Origin of the sequence: uncultured Maricaulis sp. (assembly GCF_963976135.1) — a bacterium.
GTDB lineage: Bacteria > Pseudomonadota > Alphaproteobacteria > Caulobacterales > Maricaulaceae > Maricaulis.
Map to the genome: position 1 here is coordinate 1 of NZ_CAXBKN010000154.1, position 3,801 is coordinate 3,801.

The following is a 3,801-nucleotide window of genomic DNA, read 5'->3' on the forward strand; positions in this document are numbered from 1 at the left end:
ACCTCACCGACATCGAAGTCGTCCGCCCGAAAAACACCGAAACCACCGCCTGGGGCGCGGCTTTCCTGGCGGGCCTCGGCGCGGGCCTGTTCCGCAAGCTCGAGGATGGGCGCGCGATCTGGAAAGCGGACCGGGAATTCAAGCCGGCTTGCGAGCCTGCGCATCGGACACGGATGCGGGCCGGGTGGAAGGATGCTGTCGGGCGGGTGCGGACGGGGTGAGGGGGCGCTTCACTTCATAAAAACAATAGTTTGTCATCCGTCAGGGATGACGAAGCTTTGTATTTGGTGACCGCAGCAAATGATGAGCGACGCACATTCCCCCGGACTTGTTCCGGGGTCTGCCGGAGGGGAGTCGAGAAAGCTCGCCCAGCTTCGGCAGGCCCCGGAATTCGCTACGCTCCTCCGGGGGAAGTGGATTGTTGGTTTCGGGGGCAAATGCCCTCTATCCCACCATAAAACAACAATTTTTGTCATCCCTGACGGATGCCCGGGCGCGGAGCGTTCCGGGCGCAGATCAGGGACCCAGACGCCCGACGGATGTGGCTTCCGCGCCGAGGCAGCGACGATGTGACTGTCCAGTGCGTATGGATTATCGACGGTGGTTCTGGGTCCCTGATCTGCGCCCCGCATTCGCGGGGCATCCGTCAGGGATGACAAGTTTTTTGTGTTTTTGGGAGAAAAGCGCGGGGCTTCATCCCTCCCTCAGAATGATCCCCGCCGCCTCGACCAGATCGCCCGCCGTGAAATGCTCCGCCGGTGAACCCAGCGGATCGCCGGTGATCAAAATCCCCCGCGCCCCGACAGCATCCGCCAGCCCGGTATCGCTGGTCTTGTCGCCGATCACCCAGGCGTTCTCCAGCGGCAGGCCGGTCGCCGCAGCGGCTTCCAGCGCCAGGCCCGGCGCCGGCTTGCGGCAGTTGCAGCCGTCATCGGGCGTGTGCGGGCACAGCGCGACATGGGCGATCTCGATGCCATGGGCAGAGAGCATCGCGAGGAGATGCTGATTGACGGTGTCGGCCTGTTCACGGTCGAACAGGCCGCGGCCGATGCCGGACTGGTTGGTGACAATGGCTAGGACGGCGCCGGCATCGCGCAGCGCCGTCAGCCCCTCGATCGCGCCGGGCAGGAATTCCAGGCCGGCCGGGTCGCCGAGATATTTGCGGTCGATATTGATCGTGCCGTCGCGGTCGAGCAAGACGAGGAAGGGCTCACGCATCGGCATTGCGGCCGGCGCGGCCGATCGAGGCCGTGGTCGAATGCCCGTCCAGCAGCGGCGCCAGCACGACCATGCCGCCGCGCGCGGTGACGACATCGGCACCGACCACCGTCTTGCCGGCATAGTCGGCGCCCTTGACCAGCACGTCGGGTCCGATGGCGGTGATCGCCTCGAGCGGCGTGTCCTCGTCGAACACCACGACCAGATCGACATCGCGCAGGGCGGCCATCACCACGGCGCGGGCATGTTCGCTCTGGACCGGGCGGTCGGGGCCCTTGAGGCGTTTGACCGAGGCATCGGAATTGACCGCGACGATCAGCTTGTCGCCCTGCGCCTTGGCGAAGGCGAGCAGGCTGACATGGCCGGGATGGAGAAGGTCGAAACAGCCATTGGTGAAGACCGTGCGCTGTCCGGTGGCGCGCCAGTCTCGGCACGCTTTCGCGGCGCCGGCGAGGTCGGCAATCTTGTCGGCGCCGGTGCCGCCGCTCTGCAGGGTGCGGTGCAGCTCGGCAGCACTCACCGTGGCGGTGCCGACCTTGCCGACGACAATGCCGGCAGCGCGATTGGCCAGTTCGGCGGCGATCTCGATCGGGGCGTGACAGGCCAGCGCCAGGGCCAGCGCGGCGACGACGGTATCGCCGGCGCCGGAGACGTCGAACACTTCGCGCGCCGCGGTCGGCATGTGATGAATGGTGCCGTCGAAGGAGCGCACCGTCATGCCTTGCGGGCCGCGCGTGATGACGACGACCGGGCAATCGGTCTGCTGCGCGATCAGGGCCGCAGCCTCGGCAGCGCCATCATCGCTGTGGCAATCGAGGCCGGTCGCCTCTTCGGCTTCCTTGGCATTGGGGGTGATGACGGTGGCGCCGCGATAGCGCGCGAGATCGCGTGATTTCGGATCGACGATCACCGGCAGGCCGCGCGCCCGGGCCATGGCGGCAGCGCGGGCAATCGTCGGGCGCGACAGCACGCCCTTGGCATAGTCCGACAGGATCAGCGCTGCGGCGCCCTCCAGCTGGGTGTCGAGATGCGCGAACAGGGCCTCCACCGTGATGTCGGGCAGATCGACGATATCTTCCTCATCGACGCGCAGCATTTGCTGGTTCTTGGCGACGAAGCGGTTCTTGACGGCCGTGCGCGCCGCATCGGTTCTGGCCAGGTGCGGGGTGAGGCCGCGCGTGTCGTCGGCGGCGGCGATCAGGGCGAGGCCGGCACTGTCATGACCGATGGCGCCGATCAGCGCCGCCTGGCCGCCAAGGCTGGCGATATTGCGCGCGACATTGCCGGCGCCGCCGACCATTTCCTCGACCCGCTGGGCCAGGAAAACCGGGGCCGGCGCTTCCGGCGAAATGCGATTGCAGTCGCCGAAGGTATAGCGGTCGAGCATGACATCGCCGAACACGACCAGCTTCACACCGGCAAAGGCGTCAATCCATTCGCTCTGTCTCGACATGCATACCCCTGGCCGCATCGCGGATCGTCAAACTCGTTTGGAGTCCAAGGTATAGGGCGAGGCGTGGCCGAGTGAAAGGCCCGGCTACGGGGCGAGTGCGGCGTCGAGATCGGCGATCAGGTCGGCGGGCGCTTCCAGCCCGATGGAGAGGCGGACCAGACTGTCGGATATGCCCGCCTCGGCACGCGCCTGCGGCGTCATCGCCGCATGGGTCATCAGGGCCGGGATATTGACCAGGCTCTCCACGCCGCCGAGCGATTGCGCGAGGGTGAAGACCTGCAGCCGCCGGACGACATCGCGCGCATCGGCGACACCGTCGGCGAGCTGGATCGAAATCAATTGCCCGAACCCGTCCTGCTGCCGCGCTGCGAGCTGATGGCCGGGATGGCTGGCAAGGCCGGGAAAGTCGATCGCGGCAATGCGCGGATCGGCCTGAAGCCAGGCGGCGATCTCGCTCGCACTCTCGCACTGGGCTTTTGCCCGCAGCGCCAGGGTGCGCAGGCCGCGCAGGGCGAGATAGCTGTCGAAGGCACCGCCGCCAATGCCGGCGCAATTGGTCCACCAGACGAGATTGGCGAGCTTGTCGGCATCGGCGACACAGACGACGCCGCCGACCATGTCGGAATGACCATTGAGGAGTTTGGTCACCGACTGGACCGAATAGTCCGCGCCATGATCGAGCGGCCGCTGCAGCGCCGGCGACAGCACGGTATTGTCGACCGCCAGCTCGGCCCCGGCTGCATGGACGAGATCGGCGATGGCGCGCAGATCGGAAATGCGCAGGCGCGGATTGGACGGGGTTTCCACCAGCACCAGGGCGGTGGGCTCTCTCAGCGCTGCGGCGACGGCTGCGGTGTCGGATGTCTCGACATAGACCGGCAGCAGGCGTCCGCCGCGGCCACGCGCATCGAGCAGGCGGCGCGTGCCGCCATAGGCGTCGTGCGAACAGATCACCCGGGCGCCAAACGGCAGATCGTGCAGCAGAAGATCGATCGCCGCCATGCCCGAACAGGTCACCACGGCGCCGGCGGCGTGTTCCAGCTCGGCGATGGCAGCGGCGAGGGTCGAGCGCCCGGGATTGCCGGTGCGGGCATAGTCGAAGGCCGGCTGCACCGCCGGGTCCTCGCGGC

3 protein-coding genes and 1 pseudogene are annotated in these 3,801 nt (G+C 67.3%); 1 reads left to right on the forward strand and 3 read right to left on the reverse strand.

Annotation, left to right across the window (positions count from 1 at the left end; genetic code table 11):
- Window positions 1-221: pseudogene (locus AAC023_RS13905) on the forward strand (glycerol kinase); the annotation flags it as partial.
- Between the two features lie 472 nt (window positions 222-693).
- On the opposite strand, the gene AAC023_RS13910 reads toward AAC023_RS13905, so the two are convergent.
- The 3 genes from AAC023_RS13910 to AAC023_RS13920 all read right to left on the reverse strand — a co-directional run.
- A complete protein-coding gene (locus AAC023_RS13910; protein WP_339741796.1) occupies window positions 694-1,224 on the reverse strand; it encodes an HAD family hydrolase in 531 nt (176 codons plus the stop codon).
- Entirely contained in the window at window positions 1,211-2,671 is a 1,461-nt protein-coding gene (gene rfaE1, locus AAC023_RS13915; protein WP_339741798.1) for a D-glycero-beta-D-manno-heptose-7-phosphate kinase, read from the reverse strand. Before rfaE1 ends, AAC023_RS13910 begins: the two co-directional genes overlap by 14 nt.
- A gap of 84 nt (window positions 2,672-2,755) precedes the next feature.
- Window positions 2,756-3,801 (reverse strand): PLP-dependent aspartate aminotransferase family protein (locus tag AAC023_RS13920; RefSeq protein WP_339741800.1); only part of this gene is annotated, 1,046 nt, incomplete at its 5' end.